Annotated in this window: 16 protein-coding genes, 1 tRNA gene and 1 pseudogene; 10 read left to right on the forward strand and 8 right to left on the reverse strand. The window is 72.1% G+C overall.

Going from position 1 to position 16,562, the window contains the following annotated elements; all coding sequences use genetic code 11:
• The first annotated feature begins 56 nt into the window (after positions 1–56).
• Both AC07FJ_RS01970 and AC07FJ_RS01975 read left to right on the forward strand, forming a co-directional pair.
• A complete protein-coding gene (locus tag AC07FJ_RS01970) occupies positions 57–1,199 on the forward strand; it encodes a DUF475 domain-containing protein (protein ID WP_479044272.1) in 1,143 nt (380 codons plus the stop codon).
• A 93-nt stretch (positions 1,200–1,292) separates the two neighbouring features.
• Positions 1,293–2,033: a TerD family protein gene (locus tag AC07FJ_RS01975; protein ID WP_479044275.1), complete on the forward strand. Its 741-nt coding sequence runs from the start codon at positions 1,293–1,295 to the stop codon at positions 2,031–2,033.
• 65 nt (positions 2,034–2,098) lie between these two features.
• Here AC07FJ_RS01975 and AC07FJ_RS01980 read toward each other — a convergent pair whose 3' ends face one another.
• On the reverse strand, positions 2,099–3,055 hold the full coding sequence (locus AC07FJ_RS01980) for a TerD family protein (RefSeq protein WP_479044277.1): 957 nt from the start codon (positions 3,053–3,055) through the stop codon (positions 2,099–2,101).
• 188 nt (positions 3,056–3,243) lie between these two features.
• Between AC07FJ_RS01980 and AC07FJ_RS01985 the strand changes: the two genes are divergently transcribed.
• From AC07FJ_RS01985 to AC07FJ_RS01995, 3 genes are read left to right on the forward strand one after another with little or no spacing between them, the layout of a single operon-like run.
• Complete coding sequence (locus AC07FJ_RS01985) at positions 3,244–4,407, forward strand: HpcH/HpaI aldolase/citrate lyase family protein (protein ID WP_479044280.1); 1,164 nt, start codon at positions 3,244–3,246, stop codon at positions 4,405–4,407.
• A 26-nt stretch (positions 4,408–4,433) separates the two neighbouring features.
• The gene (locus tag AC07FJ_RS01990) at positions 4,434–6,941 is read left to right on the forward strand and encodes a phosphoribosyltransferase (RefSeq protein ID WP_479045241.1); all 2,508 of its coding nucleotides are present in this window, start codon (positions 4,434–4,436) and stop codon (positions 6,939–6,941) included.
• Complete coding sequence (locus tag AC07FJ_RS01995; protein ID WP_479044282.1) at positions 6,938–7,762, forward strand: HAD family hydrolase; 825 nt, start codon at positions 6,938–6,940, stop codon at positions 7,760–7,762. The genes AC07FJ_RS01990 and AC07FJ_RS01995 overlap by 4 nt, the downstream gene beginning before the upstream one ends.
• Here AC07FJ_RS01995 and AC07FJ_RS02000 read toward each other — a convergent pair.
• The 4 genes and pseudogenes from AC07FJ_RS02000 to AC07FJ_RS02015 form a co-directional block, all read right to left on the reverse strand.
• Positions 7,731–8,342, reverse strand: a pseudogene (locus AC07FJ_RS02000) (DedA family protein); the annotation flags it as partial. The gene AC07FJ_RS01995 and the pseudogene AC07FJ_RS02000 overlap by 32 nt on opposite strands.
• Before the next feature lie 89 nt (positions 8,343–8,431).
• The gene (locus AC07FJ_RS02005; RefSeq protein ID WP_361414040.1) at positions 8,432–8,659 is read right to left on the reverse strand and encodes an FmdB family zinc ribbon protein; all 228 of its coding nucleotides are present in this window, start codon (positions 8,657–8,659) and stop codon (positions 8,432–8,434) included.
• A 45-nt stretch (positions 8,660–8,704) separates the two neighbouring features.
• Positions 8,705–10,081, reverse strand: a complete 1,377-nt coding sequence (locus AC07FJ_RS02010) for a hypothetical protein (RefSeq protein ID WP_479044284.1) — start codon at positions 10,079–10,081, stop codon at positions 8,705–8,707.
• A 107-nt stretch (positions 10,082–10,188) separates the two neighbouring features.
• On the reverse strand, positions 10,189–10,908 hold the full coding sequence (locus AC07FJ_RS02015; protein ID WP_479044286.1) for a DUF4097 family beta strand repeat-containing protein: 720 nt from the start codon (positions 10,906–10,908) through the stop codon (positions 10,189–10,191).
• Positions 10,909–11,174: 266 nt separating this feature from the next.
• On the opposite strand from AC07FJ_RS02015, the gene AC07FJ_RS02020 reads away from it, so the two are divergent.
• The 5 genes from AC07FJ_RS02020 (at position 11,175) to AC07FJ_RS02040 (ending at position 14,790) form a co-directional block, all read left to right on the forward strand.
• A tRNA-Val gene (locus AC07FJ_RS02020) sits at positions 11,175–11,249 on the forward strand.
• Between the two features lie 566 nt (positions 11,250–11,815).
• Positions 11,816–13,087, forward strand: coding sequence for a WS/DGAT domain-containing protein (locus AC07FJ_RS02025; protein WP_479044289.1), 1,272 nt, complete (start codon positions 11,816–11,818; stop codon positions 13,085–13,087).
• A 10-nt stretch (positions 13,088–13,097) separates the two neighbouring features.
• Positions 13,098–13,625, forward strand: coding sequence for an SMI1/KNR4 family protein (locus tag AC07FJ_RS02030; protein WP_479044291.1), 528 nt, complete (start codon positions 13,098–13,100; stop codon positions 13,623–13,625).
• Positions 13,626–13,668: 43 nt separating this feature from the next.
• Complete coding sequence (locus AC07FJ_RS02035; RefSeq protein ID WP_479044293.1) at positions 13,669–14,190, forward strand: DUF6584 family protein; 522 nt, start codon at positions 13,669–13,671, stop codon at positions 14,188–14,190.
• 48 nt (positions 14,191–14,238) lie between these two features.
• The gene (locus AC07FJ_RS02040) at positions 14,239–14,790 is read left to right on the forward strand and encodes a DUF6882 domain-containing protein (RefSeq protein WP_479044295.1); all 552 of its coding nucleotides are present in this window, start codon (positions 14,239–14,241) and stop codon (positions 14,788–14,790) included.
• 5 nt (positions 14,791–14,795) lie between these two features.
• Here the strand turns inward: AC07FJ_RS02040 and AC07FJ_RS02045 are convergent, their stop codons facing one another.
• From AC07FJ_RS02045 to AC07FJ_RS02055, 3 genes are all read right to left on the reverse strand, one after another.
• The gene (locus AC07FJ_RS02045) at positions 14,796–15,488 is read right to left on the reverse strand and encodes a pentapeptide repeat-containing protein (protein ID WP_479044296.1); all 693 of its coding nucleotides are present in this window, start codon (positions 15,486–15,488) and stop codon (positions 14,796–14,798) included.
• A gap of 241 nt (positions 15,489–15,729) precedes the next feature.
• Positions 15,730–16,377 carry a DUF7691 family protein gene (locus AC07FJ_RS02050; protein WP_479044298.1) on the reverse strand — a complete coding sequence of 216 codons (648 nt, stop codon included), beginning with the start codon at positions 16,375–16,377 and terminating at the stop codon, positions 15,730–15,732.
• Positions 16,378–16,420: 43 nt separating this feature from the next.
• Positions 16,421–16,495 carry a 50S ribosomal protein bL37 gene (locus AC07FJ_RS02055; RefSeq protein ID WP_403550818.1) on the reverse strand — a complete coding sequence of 25 codons (75 nt, stop codon included), beginning with the start codon at positions 16,493–16,495 and terminating at the stop codon, positions 16,421–16,423.
• Positions 16,496–16,562 lie beyond the last annotated feature (67 nt).

The raw sequence follows: 16,562 nt of genomic DNA on the forward strand, positions 1-16,562 counted from the left end.
GCGCGCACGGCGCGGGGGAGTCCCGTACCCGTACTTAAAACACGATGGGGTAGCCAGTGGTTCTGAAAACCTTCGGCTGGTCGTTCGCCGTCACGGCGCTCGGCCTCGCATTCGCCGCCTGGCAGTGGGGGTGGGAGGCGTTCGGGGTCGTACTGATCCTGTCGATCCTCGAGATCTCGCTGTCCTTCGACAATGCGGTCGTCAACGCCGGAATCCTCAAGAAGATGAACGCCTTCTGGCAGAAGATCTTCCTGACGATCGGCATCCTGATCGCGGTCTTCGGCATGCGGCTGGTCTTCCCCGTCGTCATCGTCGCCATCAGCGCCAAGGTCGGTCCGATCGAAGCGGTCCAGCTGGCCATGGATGATGCCGATCGGTACGAAGCCCTCGTCACCGACGCGCACGCCGCGATCGCCTCCTTCGGCGGCATGTTCCTGCTGATGATCTTCCTCGACTTCATCTTCGAGGACCGTGACCACAAGTGGCTCGGCTGGCTGGAGCGCCCGCTCGCCAAGCTCGGCAAGGTCGACATGCTGTCGGTCTGCATCGCGCTCATCGCGCTCCTGCTCAGCGCCATCACCTTCGCCACCCAGGCGCACACCAGCACCGGACACGTCGACAAGTCGGCCACGGTGCTCCTCTCCGGCGTCGCCGGACTGATCACGTATCTGGTGGTCGGCGGTCTCTCGGGCTACTTCGAGAACAAGCTGGAGGAAGAAGAGGAGCGCGAGCACGAGGAGGAGGAGAAGGCCAAGCAGCAGGGCAAGCCGGTCTCGGCGGTCGGCCTGGCCGGCAAGGCCGCCTTCTTCCTCTTCCTGTACCTCGAGGTGCTGGACGCGTCCTTCTCCTTCGACGGTGTCATCGGCGCCTTCGCCATCACCAACCACATCTTCTGGATGGCGCTCGGCCTCGGCATCGGCGCCATGTACGTCCGATCGCTCACCGTTTACCTGGTCCGCCAGGGCACGCTGGACGACTACGTCTACCTGGAGCACGGCGCGCACTACGCCATCGGCGCCCTCGCCGTGATCCTGCTCATCACGATCCAGCACGAGATCAGCGAGCTCATCACCGGCACCATCGGTGTGTTCCTGATCGCCGCCTCCTTCCTCTCCTCCGTCCGCCGCAACAAGCGGCTGGCGGCCGAAGGAGGAGCGGGACCGGACGACAAGAAGGCCGAGGTCTCGTCCGGAGTGTGACGACCTCGGCAACGAGGAACGCTCTGAGCGGGGCGGCCGGGTGCTCCCGGCCGCCCCGCGGCGTACGTCAGGAGAAGCGACGAGGGGCGGGGCATGGCTTTCTGGGACAACCTGTGGCGGAACAACGCGGCGCAGTTCGACTCCGGCAGCGCCGCGACGAACTCCATCGACCTCACCAAGCGGCGTCCGTCCGTCTCGCTCACCAAGCAGGGCGCCGCCACGGGCAACCTGCGCGTCAACCTCTCCTGGCGGATGCGCACCTCCGACATCGAGGGCCGCTCCAAGCAGAGCGGCCGGCTGCTGCGCAACCCCTCCAAGCTCTTCAAACCGGAGGTGGTCCAGGCCCATACCCAGGGCGTGGCCAATGTGGACCTCGACATCGGCTGCCTGTGGGAGATGGCCGACGGCAGCAAGGGCGTGGTCCAGCCGCTGGGCGGTTTCTTCGGTGACCTCAACTCGGCGCCGTACGTGAAGCTCAGCGGCGACGACCGGTTCGGTGCGCCGTCCGGCGAGACCATCTTCGTCAACCTGGACCACCGCGACGCGATCAAGCGGCTGCTGTTCTTCGTCTACATCTACGACCAGACGCCGGCGTTCGACCGTACGCACGCCACGATGACGCTCTACCCGAGCAACGGCCCGCGCATCGAGATAGAGCTCGACGAGCGGGCCCCGCAGGCCCGCTCCTGCGCGGTGTTCCTGCTGGAGAACGTCAAGGGTGAGTTGACGGTACGGCGAGAGGTGCGGTTCGTGTACGGCTTCCAGGCCGAACTGGACCGGCTGTACGGGTGGGGTCTGCAATGGGGGCGCGGCTTCAAGGCCGGCAAGGTCTGAGGCCGCGCGCCGCGCACATCACCGCCAGGTCACACACGCCACGCAGGTCACGCACGTCACGCACGTCACCTCCGGACGAACTGCGGCCCCATCGGCGGCAGCCGGAAGTCCGGGTCCGGCGCGGGGGCCGCGGCGGCGGCCGGCTGCGGATAGCCGTACGCGGGCTGCGGCGCGGGCGCCGAGCCGGGCTGCGGATACCCGTACGCCGGATCCGGGGCCGGAGCCGCGGCCGGGGCCGAAGACGGCTGGGGGTAGCCGTAGGAGGGCTGCGCCGAGCCGGGCTGCGGATAGCCGTACGCCGGAGGCGAGGTGGGAGCCGGGGGCGCGTTCGGCACCGGAGGCGCGCTGGGCGCCGACGAGGGCGCGGGTGTCTGCACCTGGGTGGGTGCCGCCGCGGACGCCGCCGCCGCTTCCGGCGTCGTCGCCCGGGGCTCCGGCTGCTCGCCCGGCGCCGCCGGCTCCGCACCCGCCGGCTCCTCCTCGTCCACCGAGATCCCGAACGCCGTCGCGAGGCCGATCAGACCTGTCGGATATCCCTGCCCCACCGCCCGGAACTTCCAGCCATCCCCGCGCCGGTACAGCTCACCGCAGATGATCGCGGTCTCCTCGCCCGTCTCCGGCTTCACCTCGAAGACGGCCAGCGGCTCCCCGGCCGCGCCCGCGCCCGCGTCGTACAGCAGGATCCGCAGATCCCGTACGCGGTCGAAGGTGTCCCCGTCCGACGACGCCGCCAGGACCACCTGGTCCACCGACGCGTCCAGCGCCGACAGGTCGGCCTCCACCGTGTCGGTCAGACCCTCGGCCACGCGCTTCTTCGACAACCGTCTGACCAGGCCCGACGGATGGCGCGGCTGGTTGTAGAAGACGAAGTCCTCGTCCGAACGCACCCGCCCGTCGGTGCCGAGCAGCAGGGCGGAGGCGTCCACGTCGGGGACCCCGGGACCGGGGGTCCAGCACAGTACGGCCCGTACGGCCGCGGCGTCGAGCGGGACGTTCGAGCCCTTCAGCATGGCGTGCGTCATGCCCGCCATCCTGCCTGGCGTCCCACGGGCCGGACAACGCGGGGGGCGGGGGAGTGCGGACGCATACGGGGGCGATAAGCAGACGAGTTACCTGAAGTTCATGACGGCGGGGAACCCACGACACCCGTCTCTACGTACTATTACCGGCCACATGTCATCGCGGCCCTCAGGGCAGTTCGGGGAGTTATATGCGTCATTTCGGGCACATCCCGTCCGCTGCCCGGGCCGGACTCTTCCACCGGCAGCCGTGCGAGTTCACCGCGGACTCGCCGGCGAAACTCCTGGCGGCGGCCCTCGGGGCCACCCTCTACAGCCCTGCCACGCGTCCGCACCTCGCCGACGACGTACTGAAACAGGTGGGGCGCGGGGTCGTGTCGATGGTGCTGTGCCTGGAGGATTCCATTGATGACGGTGAGGTGGAAGGGGCTGAGGAGAACCTCGTCCGGCAGCTCACCGACCTTCACGCGCGTGGCGCGGAAACACCCCTGCTCTTCGTCCGGGTCCGCGAGCCCGCGCAGATATCCGACCTCGTACGGCGGCTCGGCGAGGCCGGCCGACTGTTGTCCGGATTCGTACTACCGAAGTTCACGGAGGAGCGTGGCGCGGCGTTCCTGGAGGCGCTCACGGACGCCGAGTCCGCCAGTGGGCGGCGGCTCTTCGCCATGCCCGTCCTCGAATCCCCCGAGCTGCTCCACCTGGAGACCCGCGCCGAGACGCTGACCGGCATCGGCCGGATCGTCGACAAGTACCGCGACCGGGTGCTGGCACTGCGGCTGGGCGTGACCGACTTCTGCTCCGCGTACGGGCTGCGCCGCTCGCCCGACATGACCGCGTACGACGTGCAGATCGTCGCGGGCGTGATCGGCGACGTGGTGAACGTGCTGGGCCGTTCCGACGGCACCGGCTTCACCATCACCGGGCCGGTGTGGGAGTACTTCCGGCTCGGCGAGCGCATGTTCAAGCCACAGCTGCGCCGCAGCCCCTTCATGGAGCAGCGCGCCGACGAGCTGCGCACCGCGCTGATCGAGCACGACCTCGACGGACTGCTGCGCGAGATCGAACTGGACCGCGCCAACGGCCTGCTCGGCAAGACCTGCATCCACCCGTCGCATGTGATGCCGGTCCACGCGCTGTCCGTCGTCAGCCACGAGGAGTTCAGCGACGCGCAGGACATCCTGCGGCCGGAGCGGGGCGGCGGCGGAGTGCTGCGCTCCGCGTACACGAACAAGATGAACGAGGTGAAGCCGCACCGCGCCTGGGCCGAGCGGACCCTCCAGCGCGCCGAGGTGTTCGGCGTCGCGAGGGAGGACGTCGGCTTCGTGGAGCTGCTCACCGCCGGACTGGGCCTGTGAGGGCCGTGAGGGGGAACGACGACGTGGTGTGGTCGGGCACATGGGTAGCCGAGCGGCTGGGCGTCGAACTGGACGGAGACCCCGCGCTGCGCGAGCTGCTGGGCCTGGCCCTGCGCCGCAACCCCAAGCGAGCGCACCTGCTCGTCTCGAACGTGCTCGGCAAGCACGTACCGCAGAGCCCGACGGTGGTGTGGCGTTCCGGTTACGACCTCGGCGTCCGCGTCCGTGAACTCCTCGGTCCCGCCGAGGCCCGGCGGGCCGTCGTCCTCGGTTACGCCGAGACCGCGACCGGCCTCGGCCACTCGGTCGCGGACGGGCTGGGTGTCGCGCCGTACCTGCACTCCACGCGCCGCCCGGTGCCGGGTGTCCCGCGCGCGGGCGGCTTCGAGGAGTCCCACTCGCACGCCACCTCGCACCTCCTGCTGCCCGAGGACCCGGAGCTGCTGGCGGGCGGCGGGCCGCTGATACTGGTCGACGACGAGTTCTCCACCGGGAACACCGTGCTGAACACGGTGCGGGCCCTCCACGAGAGCCACCCGCGCGACCGCTATGTGATCGTGGCCCTGGTCGACATGCGCGCCCCCGCCGACCGCGCCCGGCTGTCCGCCTTCGCCGCCGAGATCGGCGCCCGGGTGGACCTGGTCGCGCTGGCCTCGGGCACCGTACGGCTGCCGGAGGGCGTACTGGAACGGGGCCAGGCGCTGGTCGCCGCGTACCCGCCGCCCGCGTCGCCGGTCGGTACGCCCGGTGCCGCGAGCCCCGGCGACGCGGTGCGCCGCGTGGAACTCGGCTGGCCCGCCGGAGTGCCCGACGGCGGCCGCCACGGCTTCACGCCGGACCACCGCGCCCGCCTCGACGCCGCGCTCCCGGCCATGGCGGAACGCCTCGCGGAAGCGCTGGACCTGCCGGTGCCGGCCTCCGTGCCCGCAGGCCCCGATACTCCACCCCGTGTGCTTGTCCTCGGCTCCGAGGAGCTCATGTACGCGCCCCTCGCGCTCGCCGTCGCCCTGGAGCAGCGCGCCGGGGCCGCCGAGGTGCGCTACTCGACCACCACCCGCTCGCCCGTCCTCGCCGTCGACGACCCCGGCTACGCCATACGCACCCGGCTCGTCTTCCCCGCCCACGACGACCCTGCCGACGGGCCCGGCGACCGGTACGCCTACAACGTCGCGGGCGCCGGCTTCGACGCCGTCGTCGCCGTCGTCGACTCCGCCGCCGACACGCCCGCCCTGCACGCCCCGGACGGGCTGCTGGCCCAACTCGCCGCCCACATACCGCGCGTCGTGCTCGCCGTCGTACCGTCGTACGTCCCGGAACCCGAACCCGAACCCGACCTCGACCCCGTATCCGAACCCGCATCCGACTCCGCATCCGAATCCGAAACGGACCTCATGCTGCCCGAGCCCCTCCGCGGCCCCGCCTTCTCCTCCTACGCCCCGGACGAGGTCGGCTGGCTCCTCCAGGACCTCTCCGGCGTCGAGCTGGAGGCGCCCACCGAGGAGCGGGAGGAGGCGATCCAGCGCGGCGGCGCGCACTACGCCGAGTCGCTGCCCGTCGAGTACCAGCCGACGCCGCAGTACCAGGAGCTGTACCGGGCCGCGCTCACCGCGTCCGCTGCGCGCATCGCCCGCGCCGTCGGCACCGTCACCGAGACCGTCCTCGCGGAGCGGTCGCCGCGGCCGGTGCTGGTCTCGCTCGCACGCGCCGGCACGCCCGTCGGGGTCCTCATGCGCCGTTGGGCGCGCCACCGCCACGGCCTGGACCTGCCCCACTACGCCGTCTCCATCGTGCGCGGCCGCGGCATCGACGCCAACGCGCTGCGCTGGCTCGCCGCCCACCACAACCCCGCCGACGTCGTCTTCGTCGACGGCTGGACCGGCAAGGGCGCCATCACCCGCGAACTGGCCGAGGCGCTGCGCGACTTCCCCAGCTTCGACCCGGAGATCGCGGTCCTCGCCGATCCCGGCTCCTGCGTGCGCACCTACGGCACCCGCGAGGACTTCCTGATCCCCTCCGCCTGCCTCAACTCCACCGTCTCCGGACTGATATCGCGCACCGTGCTCCGCGCCGACCTGGTCGGCCCGGCCGACTACCACGGCGCCAAGTACTACCGCGAGCTCGCCGCGGCGGACGTCTCCCGCGACTTCCTCGACACCGTCGCCGCCCGCTTCGAGGAGGTGACCGACGCCGTGGACGCCGACGTGAAGGAGCTCCTCGCCACCGACCGGACCCCGACCTGGGAGGGCTGGGCGGCCGTCGAGCGGATCAGCGAGGCGTACGGCATCCACGACGTCAACCTCGTCAAGCCGGGTGTCGGCGAGACCACGCGCGTCCTGCTGCGCCGCGTGCCCTGGAAGATCCTCGCCCAGCGCGGCGCGGGTGCCGACCTCGACCACGTACGTCTCCTCGCCCACCAGCGCGGCGTACCGGTCGAGGAGGTCGACGGCCTGCCGTACACGTGCGTCGGCCTCATCCACCCCCAGTACACGCGGGGCGCCACCGGCGCCGACGGCAAGGCGGTCTCCGGCCGATGACCGCCGTGACGATGGTCGCCAGCGACCTCGACCGCACCCTCATCTACTCGCCCGCCGCCCTCGGCCTGACCATGCCGGACGTCGACGCGCCGCGCCTGCTCTGCGTCGAGGTCTACCAGCACAAGCCGCTGTCGTACGTGACCGAGGCCGCCGCCACGCTCCTCGCCGACCTGCCGCGCCACGCCGTCTTCGTACCGACCACCACCCGCACGCGTGAGCAGTACCACCGCATCAAACTCCCCGGCCCGGCGCCGGAGTACGCGATCTGCGCGAACGGCGGGCACCTCCTCGTCGACGGCGTCACCGATGCCGGCTGGCAGCGCACGGTCGCCGGCCGCCTCGCCGACGAGTGCGCCACGCTGGAGGAGGTCCGCGCCCACCTGCTGGCCGCCGCCGACCCCGCCTGGCTGCTCAAGGAGCGGGTCGCCGAGGAGCTCTTCGCCTACCTCGTCGTCGAGCGCGCCCTGCTGCCGGCGGGCTGGGTGAAGGAGCTCGCCGAGTGGGCGGAGGAGCGCGGCTGGACCGTGTCCCTCCAGGGCCGGAAGGTGTACGCCGTGCCGAAGCCGCTCACCAAGAGCGCGGCCATGCGGGAAGTGGCGCGACGCACCGGCGCGTCCCGTGTCCTGGCGGCGGGGGACTCCCTCCTCGACGCGGACCTGCTGCTCGCCGCCGACCGGGCCTGGCGGCCGGGCCACGGGGAGCTCGCCGACACGGGCTGGAGCGCGGACCACGTCGACGTGCTGGAGGAGAAGGGCGTCGTCGCGGGCGAGGAGATCCTGCGCCGCTTCATCCGCTCCGCCGCGCTCCCGTACCCGGCCTGAGCAGCCGTACGGCCACGAAGACGACGACCGCGCCCGCTGCCGTCACCAGCACGGCGGTGGAGTAGAGGGAGACGTAGCGGGTGACGTCGGCCCAGTTGTCGCCGAGGGCGTAACCGGCGAGCACGAAGGCGGTGTTCCAGATCGCGCTGCCGGCCGTCGTCAGCACGAGGAAGAGGGGGAGGGGCATCCGCTCGATCCCGGCGGGAACGGAGATGAGGGAACGGAAGACCGGGATCATCCGCCCGAAGAACACCGCCTTGGTGCCGTGCCGGGCGAACCACGCCTCCGTCCGCTCGATGTCGGCGGCCTTCACCAGGGGCAGCCGCACGGCGAGGGAGACCATACGGTCCCGGCCGAGCGCCGCCCCGGCCCCGTAGAGCGCGAGCGCGCCGATCACCGAGCCCGCGAGGGTCCACAGCAGCGCGGCGGTCAGGCTCATCCGGCCGGTGGCGGAGGCGAAGCCCGCCAGCGGGAGGATCACCTCGCTCGGGATCGGCGGGAAGAGGTTCTCCAGGGCGATGGCCACTCCGGCGCCGGGCGCGCCCAGCGTGTCCATGAGGCTGTTGATCCAGCGTTCCATGGAGCCACGCTAGGAACCGGTGGCTGAAGGGACCCTGAAGCCGCCCCTGCCGCCCCCGCCGAAACCCCCCGAGAGGCCGCGGCCTCCGGCTAGCCGCAGCACCCGCCGCCGCAGCACCCACCGCCACCGCCACCGCCGGCGGCCGGTGCGGGCGCGGCCCCCTTCGAGGCGACGCCGCCGACGGCGACGGTCGACAGCAGCTTGACGGTGTCGTCATGCCCGGCGGGGCAGGCGGCGGGAGCGGAGGACTCGGCCATGGGCCGGCTCAGCTCGAAGGTGTCGCCGCAGCTGCGGCAGCGGTATTCGTAACGAGGCATGGACCCAGGTTAACGAGGCGTACGCCCGTGCAGAGCCCGTCCGGCTCAGACCCCTCGCCTGCCGGCGCCCGGAGTCCCGCCGCCCCCAGCGCGCTCCCCCCTGATCAGTTCCACCACGTGCGCCACGGTCGCCCGCACGGCCTCGGTCTCCTTCAGGAAGTGCCAGTAGTCGGGGTGGGGGCCCGCCTCCAGCCCGGCGACGGCCCGCTCCAGCCGGGCGACGGAGTCGTCCAGGGGGCGCGCGTGACGGGGATCGGGGGTGTTGCGGCCGGCCATGGCGAGGCGCTGGGCGTCGCGGATGGCGAAGCGGGTGCGCTCGATCTCCTGCTGAGGATCCCCCGCCACGGCGTCGAGCCGCCGCAGCCGCTCACCGGCGGCCGATACGGCTTCGTCAGTGCTGTTCAGCACCGCCCGCACCGTGCCGAGGAGCGCGGTGGCGTCCGCCCAGCGCTGCTCGGCGTGAGCTTTGGCCGCCTCCTCCAGCTTCTCCTCCGCCTGGCGGACGCCGCGCGCCGCCTGCTCGGGGACGGGCTGGAGGTCCTGCCAGCAGGCGAGCGTGAACCGGCGGCGGAGCTCGCTGAGGACCGGCTCCACGGAGGCGGCGCGGTTGGCGAGCGCCTGCGCCCGGGTGCGGAGGGAGACGAGCCGCTTGGCCATCTCGGCGGCACGCTCCGGCAGCCGCTCGGCCTCCCCGCGCACCGCCTCGGCGTCGCGTACGACCCGGTCGGCGCGCTGCAGCGTCTCGGCGACACCGTGCCGGCCCGCGCCCTCGTTGAGCTTGGTCAGCTCGGGCGCGAGGGAGGCGAGCCGCGCCGCGAGATCGTCCGCGCGCATACCGGAGCCGCGCACCGCGTCGAGAGCGGTGCTCGCGGACAGCAGCGCCGCCCGAGCGCGCTCCACCGCCGGCGCCAGCCGCGACAGCTGCGTCTCCGCCTGGTCGAGCAAGGGCCGCAGCCCCTGCTCGAACCGGTCCAGCTCGCCCTTGACCCGCACGAGCTCGTCCTTGGCACGGTTCAGCTCGCCCCGCGCCCTGGCGGCGGTGGACCCGTCGAGGTCGTCCCGGTCCAGGTCGTACGCGTCCACCGCCGTGATGTACGCGTGGCTCACCTCGTCGATGCGCCGTCCGAGCTCCGCGAAGTCGTCCACGGCCCGCCGCGCGGCCGGCGACCCGTCGACCGCGGTGATCGTCTCGATGGAGATCCGTAGGTCCCGCTGCGCACTGTCCAGCTCGTAGAACGCCGCGGCCGCGGCATCCTTGGCCGCCTGCGCGTCGGCCCTCCGGCTGTCGCCCCGCCCGCCGAACCAGCGCCGGGTGCCGCCGCCCGCGAAGGCGGCCGGCGCGGCGGCGATCAGGAGCGGCACAGGCAGCAGCACCAGCGCGAGGACGTCCGTCGCGTACCGCCGCGCGTGTGTCGCCGTCACATCCCGCTCCCGTGCCGTGTCCGCCCCTGCCCGGTCATTCTCCCACCAGGTAAGGACGAACACACGGGCCGTTCAGTTCGCTCCGCCGGTGCTCCGGATCCGCCCGGTCAGCTCGCCGAGTCCGCCGTGCGCACGGTGATGTGCCCGTTGTCGCTCCGTGCCTTGACTATGTGAGGGCTGCTCCCGTCGCGGGGCACGTCGACCTTCACCTCGCCGTGGTCACTGCGCGTCTCGACGGCGTACGCGGTCTTCCCGCGGGGCAGCTCCACCGTGATCTCGCCGTTGTCACTGGTGGTCTCCACCCGCTGAGGCGCTGCCCCGAACGCGAGCCGCATCACGCCGTTGTCCGCCCGCGCGATCACGCTCTTCGACACGGCCCGCTCCACGACGATCTCGCCGTTATCGCTCTGCAGCTCCAGCGGGCCCATGGCGTCCCTCACGACGACCCGGCCATTGTCGGCCTGCACCTTCAGCGCCGTACGGAACCCGTCGGCGCTCACGCTCCCGTTGTCCCCCTGCACCGTGACGGCGACCCCGCGCGGCACCTTCACCTCGTGCCGCGACTGGCAGTCGCTGATCATGGCGTCGCACTTCACGCGCAGCGTGAGCTTCCCGCCCTCCAGCCGCCACGTCGGCGTGGGCCCCTCGCCCGCGACGACCCACCCGTCGATCTGCCGGCTGACCTCCACGTCCTTCACATCGGCCGGCACCAGCACCAGCTCGGAGTTCTCCGAGTCGATGGTCAGGGCCTCCCCCTCGAACGCGAACACCTTCCTCTCGACCGGCGCGCCCGCCACATCGGCCTCACCGCACCCGGTTACCCCCACCGCGACGAGCGCGGCCCCGCCGACGGCGACAAAAGTACGAATACGGCGACGCGTACGGCGTCCGGTCACGATGAACCCCCAGGTAGAGCTGCTGTGTCCCCTTTACGCTACGTAACCGCGCGCCCGACCGCGATCCGGGGACCCACCCTTCCCGGGGTAGGGACAACCCCCGCACGCCGCTGTGGCCGGCCATGCCTCAGGCCACGGGTTTGCCACGGGTTTGCAGGACACACCAGGGAGCGATGTACGCTGTTGCCTCACTCCACGGGTGCGTAGCTCAGGGGTAGAGCGCTGCTCTTACAAAGCAGATGTCGGCGGTTCGAAACCGTCCGCGCCCACCAGTGCACAGAGACCCCCCGCCGATCATGGCTGGGGGTCTTCGTCATCTCTGTCCGGCAGCGACGGCGATGCCGCTCACGGCCGGGAAGCCTCCTGAGCAGCCGAACCACGCGGCCGGCCGCGCCTGACGGCGGAGCGGGATCGGCTGCTTCCTACCGTGACGGCGGGTGAAGCTGCTCGTGGTGGTGCCAGATGAGGTACCGGTCCTCTCGGCGCAGTTCTGCAGAGCCCCACTCAACGCAGCGTGAGGGTGAGCCGCGCAAGAGGGCGTCCGGCGCACGATGGGGCACACGGCACCGCGGAGTACGACCAATTGGGGCGGGGCGCGTTCCTGACTCGGCATCCGGCGTACCCGGGCAAGCTCTCGAGGGAGGCGTTCTTGGCAGCCGGCCCCCCTGCCCGCACCCGGCCCTGTTCGGTTCCTGACTTGCCGGAGGGTGAGCCGGCGAGTCCACCGGTCCGCCTCCGCTCGGGCCTAGAGTGGCTCCCCCGGAGTCGACGGTGTCTCTGCGGGACGGCTGGTCTCAGGTGTTGCCGTTTCAGGCGGGGCGGATCGGGTGGAGCGGGCATGTTCGTGGCGATGTCGCCGGTGGACGCGATGCTGGCCGGTCTTCAGCGGCGGCATGGGACGCCGTTGACCCTTGCCGCCGTTCTCTCCGTGGAGGGCGCGCCCCTGTCCGTGCCGGAGGTCGCGGAGTTGGTGGCGCGGCGGTGGAGGAACGTCGGGCGGTTGTGGTGGAGCGCCGCCGACGACGGGACGTATCGGTGGTGCGCGGCGGGGCGCGGCGAGGAGTCGCCGCCGGTGTCAGCGCTGCGGGTTCCGCCGGGTGGGTCCCTGCCGGGGGCGGTGTCCTCGTTGCTGGAGCGGGCTCTGCCCGAGCGGCCCGGGGGGTTGCTGTGGGAGGTGCGCCTGCTGCCGTGGCAGGAGGGCCGGCAGGCGCTCGTGTTCCTCGTCCACCACGCCCTGCTGGACGGCTCGTCGGTGGGCACGGTGCTGCGTCTGCTGTGCGACGACGCCGGTGGACTCACCGGTGAACAGGTCGCCGCCGCCCGGGAGACCGAGTCCGGCCCGCGGTTCGCACGGCGCCTCCGGGAGGAGGCCGCGTGCCTGCGCGGGGTCGCCGTCCCCGCGTCCGTCACGCGCCGCCCCACGGGGACGGGCCGGTCTGCGGCCTGGTCCACGGTCGACGACGACGTGGTGCAGCGGGCGCGGCGCGCCGCGGGCGAGGCGGCGGTGACCGTGAACGACGTCGTGCTGGCCGCCTTCACGGGGGCTCTGCGCACGGTGCCGGGCCGCCGGCCCGGGGCGCGGCCGCCGACGAGGGTGTACGCGGCGGTGCCGGTCGACCTGCGGCCGCACCTGGGGCTGGAGCACCGGCTGGGCAATGTGGTGTCGTCGGTGCGGCTGCGGCTCCCCCTGGACGTGGACGACCCCGTCGGCCGTCTGCGCGCGGTGCACCGCGCCATGGCCGTGAACAAGGCGCGCGGACGGGCGAGGGGAGGGCTGTCCTTGGTGACGGCGCTGGGCTCGCGTCTCGGGCCGCGGGCGCTGGACACCGTCGGCGAGTGGCTGATGGCGAACCCCCGGATGGCCACCGTCTCCTGCTCCAACTTCCGGCTCAGCGAGGCGCCGCTGCGTCTGGCCGGCCGGCGGGTCGGCACGCTGCACGTGGTCTCCTGCCTCCCGCCCCGGATGGGCACCCTGGCCGCCTTCACCTCGTACGCCGGCACCCACACCTTCTCCGTGACGGCCCAGCGGGAGAGCGCCACCCATGCCGTCCGACTCGCTGAGCGCTTCGCCCACGAGGTGGTCCGGCTGGCATCGCGGGCCCCTCGCTAGTCTGTTCGGCGTGACACCGTGCGAAGACCGGCAGTTCCCCGCCGCGCTCGCCGCCGCGCTGGCGGTCGGGTTCGACTACGCCGACGGTGACGGCGTCGACTTCGAGCCCTTCGAAGCCTTCCTCTCCGCCGAGGAGACAACCGACTGGTTCCGGGCTTGGACCGGCAACGGCGAGGTGGACGGCGACCACTTCCGCGTGTTCGGGCAGGACGGCTCCGGCGGGTACGCGGCGGTGTGGCTGGTCCGGCCCGGCCGGCCGCTGGTCGAGCAGCCCGTCGTCTTCCTCGGCTCCGAAGGGGAGACCGGCGTCGTCGCACGCGACCTGGGCGCCTTCTTGTGGCTGTTGGCCGACGGCTTCGGCCCTTGGGAGGCGGCAACCCCGTACGCGTCCGGCCGGACTCCCCGCCCCCATCGCCAACTGACGGCCGTCGCGGAGCGTTGGGCACCGGACCACCGGGCGCCGGCGGCTGCCGTGATCGAGCAGGCCGCGTCGGAGTTCCCCGACTTCGACGACCTCATCATGGGGCTCTGCCGCTGAAACCGGTTCGACGGCGGTCGCCGCGGTAGCCGATCATACGTTCATGCCCCTGAGAGACACCCTCGCCCGGGTCGAGGCCGACCTGGCCGTCGGCCGTGTGCCCGTCGCGCGCCAGCGCCTGCGCGGACTGGTGTCGTCCTTCCCGAACGACCTGGCGCTGCGCCGGCGCCTGGCCGAGGTGTACCGGCTCTACGGCGACGCCGCGGAAGCCGGCCGCTGGATGTACCTCGAGGAGGACCGGGACGAGGCCGAGACCGCCGCTTTCGAGGCGCGCTACCGCACGGCTTCGTGGCGCATGCGAGCCCTCGCCTGGCGCGGCCCTGAGTCCCTCGCCCCCTCCGCCTTCGCGCAGGAGCAGCTGGCGGCGGTACGAGCGGCCTGTTCCGAGGCCGTGGGGCGCGACGTCGACTGGGACGCGGTGCCGTTCGACGAGGAGGTGTCCGAGGCGGAGCAGGGCGACAGCGGGTGGTCCGTCTCCGGCGTCCTGGCCGGGGCAGGCTGCCTGGTGGCGGTCCTCGCCTTCCTCGCGATCTGGGTCAACGGGCTCGTCGCCCTCTTCGACTGACCCACCCGGCGTGCGCCGTCGTCCCTGCTCACTGGCACACTCCACGGCATGGGTATGTTCAAGCGGGCCGGCAAGCGGGAGAGCGCGGCACAGGGTCAGGCCGCGCCTCAAGCCGCCGACCTGAGCGAGCTGCTGCCGCAGGGCGAGGACATGATCGAGCAGTCGGCTCGCGCACACATGTCCTGGGGACTGGGCTCGGCCGACCGGTGGGGCCTGGACCAGGAGACCGGCCTCATCACCTGGACCTTCCCCGACCGGACCGCGACGGCTCCCGCCCAGATCCTCGGCAGTTTCAGCCCGTCGTCACGCTCCTGGCTGTGGGCCTGGGCGAACGAGAGCATCCTTCCCGGCATGAGCCGCGACGCCCGCACGTTCCGGGACTGGGCCGAGACCCACGGCCACGAGGGGCTCGCCCAGCCGGAGATCGACGCGGACGAGTCGACCGCCTCCGCCCTCGTGGCCGTCGCCGTCCGGATCACCGGGGCGACCGGCTACTACCGGGCCCCCGCAGGCAACTCCGTTCTGATCATCACGTTCGGACCGGTCACCCTGACGGCCGCGGACGGCAGCACCTCCACGTTCACCGTCGGTATCGACTGACGCGCTCACCGCGCGCCGTCGACCGGCATCGCCTCCACCCGTACGCCCAGCTGCGCCGCGAACGCCGGCGCGAGGTCGAGCAGTTGGGACGGGCTGATCACCGCACCGGAGAGGCGGTCGACGCCGCGCGCGATGTCCAGGTCTCCGGCCGCCCGCAGGTCCACGTCCGCCATGAGGGCGCCGCTGAAGTCGGCCTGCCGCAGTGCGCAGTCGCGGAAGGCCACCCGCTCCAGTCGCGCCCCCGCGAAGTCAGGCTCGACCAGTACGCAGCCGTCGAAGACCACGTCCTTCAGCCGGGCCTGCCGCAGGTTCAGGTAGTCGATCTTGCCGCCGCGTACGACGACCCGCTCCAGTGTCGCGCCGTGCAACTGGAGCCCGCCGAACCGCACGTCGGCCAGCTCCACATCCCGGAGCGACGCCTCGGCGAGGTCGACACCGATCCCGCGGACGCCCGTCAGGAGGCAGTCGGCGAACCGCGCCCGCCGCAGGGAGGTCTCGTCCAGTGAGCACCGGATCAGGGCGCACTCCGTGAAGCGGGCGCCCCGCCCGTTCTGCCCGTGGAGGTCGACGCCGGTGAACTCCAGCTCGTCGTACGCCTCGTCCACCGCGAGCGCGCCGTCCACGTACGGCCGCAGCGGAGGGAGCCGGATGTCGGGGAGCCGGGGTGCCCGGGTCCTGTCCGTCTTGCGTGTCGCCATGTCCGCCACTGTCCCGTGAGCCGTGAGCCGTGAGCCGTGAGCCGTCAGCCGTGAGCCGTCAGCCGTCAGCCGTCAGCCGCGAGGCGTGAGCTGAGGTGAGGGGGGCGGGATTGCGGCCTGCGACACAGTCCCGAGATGGCTTCCGGGGACCTTTGTGCCCGCCCCCCTTGACCGCGGACCTCGAGGGTTCTCTGACCGGTCTGCACTCGGCGGCACAGTAGCAGGCGTCGGCAGCGCGGCTTCAGCCGCTGATCCAGAACAGCAGCGTGTCCATGGTGTGGCCGTACTTCAGGGCGCTCTGCCACTCCTCGTGCTCGGTCTCGAATATCTCGATGAGGTGCTTGGCGTCGTACGCGAAGGCGTCGTCCATGCGGTCCAGTACGGCCGTGTACGCGTCGGCGACCGCCTTGGCCTTGGACAGGGGGAGGTGGCCGATGGCCGGGTAGCCGTCCACGGGGCTCGGGATGGAGAACGGGATCCCGTCGGGCAGGTCCGCGTAGAGGATGCGGTGCGGCAGCAGGTCGGCGGGCACTCCGAGGCGGGCGAGCTCGTCGTCCATGCGCCCGAAGAACGTGGACGGCTTGGAGTAGACGCCCACGTCGATGGGGTCGGAGCCGGTGCACTCGATGAGGGACAGCAGCGCGGTGTAGTAGGCGTTGCCCACGTACGGGCCCTCCGCGTCGGCCCGTCCGGCGACCAGGTGCTCCAGGGCCTGCGGGACGGTCAGGCCCCAGTCGATGTCCTGGTGGTCCAGGCGTCGCTGGGTGGCCTCGGCGTGCTGCCGCATCTCGTCGAGCATGCGCCGCTGGTGATCGGTCGGCTCGCCGCCCCGCAGATAGGCGAGCATGCTGCTCAGAGTGATGGTCTTCCGGGTGATCACGTGGCTCATGCGGCCATGGTGGCAGGCGCCACTGACAACGCCGCCGACGCGGTCAGGAGTTGGGGCGCTTGCCGTGGTTCGCCTTGCGGTTCTTGCGGGCGCGGCGCTTGTTTCCTCGCTTGGACATGGTGCCTGCCTCCCTTATGCGCGGTACGTCGGTCCCCTTCGAGCGTAGGTCCGCACGGTCTCCTCCG

The sequence above is a fragment of the Streptomyces sp. NPDC045998 genome (assembly GCF_056430285.1).

What these genes read in the sequence shown, in the direction of transcription:
- AC07FJ_RS01975 (WP_479044275.1), top strand. Translation starts at nt 1,293, where the DNA reads ATGGCTTTCTGGGACAACCTGTGGCGGAACAACGCGGCGCAGTTCGAC.
- AC07FJ_RS01980 (WP_479044277.1), bottom strand. Translation starts at nt 3,055, where the DNA reads ATGACGCACGCCATGCTGAAGGGCTCGAACGTCCCGCTCGACGCCGCG.
- AC07FJ_RS01985 (WP_479044280.1), top strand. Translation starts at nt 3,244, where the DNA reads ATGCGTCATTTCGGGCACATCCCGTCCGCTGCCCGGGCCGGACTCTTC.
- AC07FJ_RS01995 (WP_479044282.1), top strand. Translation starts at nt 6,938, where the DNA reads ATGACCGCCGTGACGATGGTCGCCAGCGACCTCGACCGCACCCTCATC.
- AC07FJ_RS02005 (WP_361414040.1), bottom strand. Translation starts at nt 8,659, where the DNA reads ATGCCTCGTTACGAATACCGCTGCCGCAGCTGCGGCGACACCTTCGAG.
- AC07FJ_RS02025 (WP_479044289.1), top strand. Translation starts at nt 11,816, where the DNA reads ATGTTCGTGGCGATGTCGCCGGTGGACGCGATGCTGGCCGGTCTTCAG.
- AC07FJ_RS02035 (WP_479044293.1), top strand. Translation starts at nt 13,669, where the DNA reads ATGCCCCTGAGAGACACCCTCGCCCGGGTCGAGGCCGACCTGGCCGTC.
- AC07FJ_RS02040 (WP_479044295.1), top strand. Translation starts at nt 14,239, where the DNA reads ATGGGTATGTTCAAGCGGGCCGGCAAGCGGGAGAGCGCGGCACAGGGT.
- AC07FJ_RS02045 (WP_479044296.1), bottom strand. Translation starts at nt 15,488, where the DNA reads ATGGCGACACGCAAGACGGACAGGACCCGGGCACCCCGGCTCCCCGAC.
- AC07FJ_RS02050 (WP_479044298.1), bottom strand. Translation starts at nt 16,377, where the DNA reads ATGAGCCACGTGATCACCCGGAAGACCATCACTCTGAGCAGCATGCTC.